The organism is Kitasatospora sp. GP30 (assembly GCF_029892145.1).
Classification (GTDB): domain Bacteria; phylum Actinomycetota; class Actinomycetes; order Streptomycetales; family Streptomycetaceae; genus Kitasatospora; species Kitasatospora acidiphila.
Genome location: NZ_JARZAH010000095.1, coordinates 1 through 2,500, shown reverse-complemented (window position 1 = coordinate 2,500; position 2,500 = coordinate 1). Strand labels below are relative to the sequence as shown.

The window sequence follows — 2,500 nt, the reverse complement described above, 5'->3', positions numbered from 1 at the left end:
ATGAGAGCCCTTATAGCGAGGCCCAGTTCAAGGCCACCAAATACATGGCCGACTTCCCGCGGCGGTTCGAATCCCTGGCCCATGCCCGCGAATGGTTCGACGCCTTCATCTCCTACTACAACCACGAGCACCGGCATTCAGGCATCGGCCTCCACACGCCGGCCAGCGTCCACTTCGGCACCGCCGAGGAGATCCGCGACCAGCGCGCCGCCACCCTCGTCGAGGCCTACGCCCGGCATCGCGAACGCTTCGGACGCCGTCCCCGGCCGCCCGAGATCCCGCAGACAGCATGGATCAACGACCCCAGCAGGCGCGGGGAACCTGCACCACAAACCTCATAGCATCACGACCGTCTCACTGGACTTGAAATCTTCCGTCGCGTCTGTCTGCCGCTGGCGGACTGCGCCAGAGCCCTGAACTCCCGGGCGGGGCCCGACGCGACATGAGTACGATTCCGGCATGACGGGGACCGGCGGGAATCTGGTTGGCGGGCGCTATCGCCTCACAGCGGTGGTGGGGCAGGGGGGCATGGGCCGCGTCTGGCGCGGCTGGGACGAGGTGCTCGGACGCCAGGTTGCGGTCAAGGAAGTGCTGCCGGCCCCCGAACTGTCCGCCGAGGAGCGGTCCCAGCTCATCCGCCGAACCAAGGTGGAGGCGCAGGCAGCGGCACGGCTGAGGCACGCGGGGATCATCACCGTGCACGATGTGGTCGAGCAGGACGGCGTGCCGTGGATCGTTATGGCGTACGTTGATGGTCCCTCGCTCGGCGCTCTGATCGCCCGTCAGGAGCGGCTGGGCTGGGAGCAAGTAGCCGTGATCGGGGCGCAGATGGCTCAGTCCCTCGCTCACGCGCACAGTGTTGGTGTGGTGCACCGCGATCTCAAGCCGGACAACGTCCTCATGGACGGCGAGCAGGCGGTGCTCACTGATTTCGGGATCGCCCGGATCCTGGACACCGCCTCGACGCTGACCGCGACGCATACCGTGGTCGGGACACCGCAGTTCATGCCGCCCGAGCAGTTGAACGGTCAGGCGGTGGGGGCGTCCGCAGACTTGTGGTCCTTGGGGGCGACGCTCTTCACTGCCGTGGAGGGGCATCCGCCCTTCACCGGTCAGACTCTGATGGAGATCCTCACCGCCGTACTGGTGAAACCGGTGCCCACGGCCGCGCATGCCGGACCACTCGCGGACGTCCTGGCCGCGCTCCTGGTCCGGGAGCCGGGCATGCGGCCGGATGCGGCGGAGACGGCACGCCGCCTGCTCGCCCTCATCGCCGTTCCCTCGCCGGCGCCCTCACCCGCTCTGCGTGCCACGCCGATCCGGACGGTACCGGATCTGCCCATGAGCGCGGGCCCGTCCCGCCCCGAAGCCGCCCCCGGTCTGTCGGCCGCCCCCACCGAATCCGCAGCAGCACCTGCCGCCGCTCCCGCCCCGAGTTCAGGCCGGGTGACGGGGATGCGGAGGCGCACCCTGATCCTCGGCGGCGCCGGCGCCGGTGTTCTAGCCGCCGCCGGCATCGGGGCGGCGCTGTCGCAGATGGGCGCCAGGCCGGCGAGGCGGTCCGATATCCATGGGGCGCTCCTGGCGGCCAGCCTCGCCACTCCCGACACCTACATCAATGTGTACGCGGTGGCCTTCAGTCCTGACGGCAAGACTCTCGCCGCTGGCGGCGAGGGCAGTCTCCGCCTGTGGGACGTCGGTGCCAAGAGCTCCATCGCCACTCTCGGCGGCGACACCGTGAAGTCGGTGGCTTTCAGCCCTGATGGCAAGGCGCTCGCCAGTAGCCTCGACAACGGGGTCCGCCTGTGGGACGTCGCCTCCAAGAGCTCCGTCGCCGATCTCCAAGGACACACCAGCTACGTGCATGGGGTGGCCTTCAGCCCTGACGGCAAGACCCTCGCCAGTGGCAGCGAGGACCGCACCGTCCGCCTGTGGGACGTCGCTTCGAAGAGCTCCATCGCCACTCTCGACGGGCACACTAGCGGCGTGTCCGCGGTGGCTTTCAGCCCTGACGGCAAGACCCTCGCCGCCGGCTGCGACGGCAACGTCCGCCTGTGGGACGTAGCGTCCAGGAGGTCCGTCGCCACTCTCGATACGCATGTCAGCAGTGTGTCCGCGGTGGCCTTCAGCTCCGACGGCAAGACCCTCGCCGCCGGCTGCGGCGACTACGACGTCTACCTCTGGGACGCCGCTGCCAAGAGCTCGGTCGCCACTCTCCGAGGAACCGGCGGTGTGTCCGGGGTGGCCTTCAGCCCTGACGGCAAGACCCTCGTCAGTGGCGGCGACTATCACAGCGTCGGTCTGTGGGATGTCGCGTCCGGGAGCTCCATCGCCACTCTCGACGGACATACCGAAACCGTGTGGTCCGTGGCCTTCAGTCCCGACGGCAAGACCTTCGCGTGTGGTGGCCACGACGGCAGCGTCCGCCTGTGGAACCTGGTGTAGGGACAGGAGGCCGCGAGAGGCACCGTTGCCTTCTTCTCTTGCGGGAACTCCTCAG

At 68.7% G+C, this 2,500-nt stretch carries 2 protein-coding genes; both read left to right on the top strand.

Annotated elements, in window-relative coordinates; all coding sequences use genetic code 11:
* On the top strand, positions 1 to 341 hold a 341-nt coding region (locus P3T35_RS40230), incomplete at its 5' end, for an integrase core domain-containing protein (RefSeq protein ID WP_280709863.1).
* A 118-nt stretch (positions 342 to 459) separates the two neighbouring features.
* Positions 460 to 2,445 (top strand): serine/threonine-protein kinase, encoded by a 1,986-nt coding sequence (locus tag P3T35_RS40225; protein ID WP_101383052.1) that lies wholly within the window; start codon positions 460 to 462, stop codon positions 2,443 to 2,445.
* Positions 2,446 to 2,500: the final 55 nt, after the last annotated feature.

What these genes read in the sequence shown, in the direction of transcription:
- P3T35_RS40225 (WP_101383052.1), top strand. Translation starts at nt 460, where the DNA reads ATGACGGGGACCGGCGGGAATCTGGTTGGCGGGCGCTATCGCCTCACA.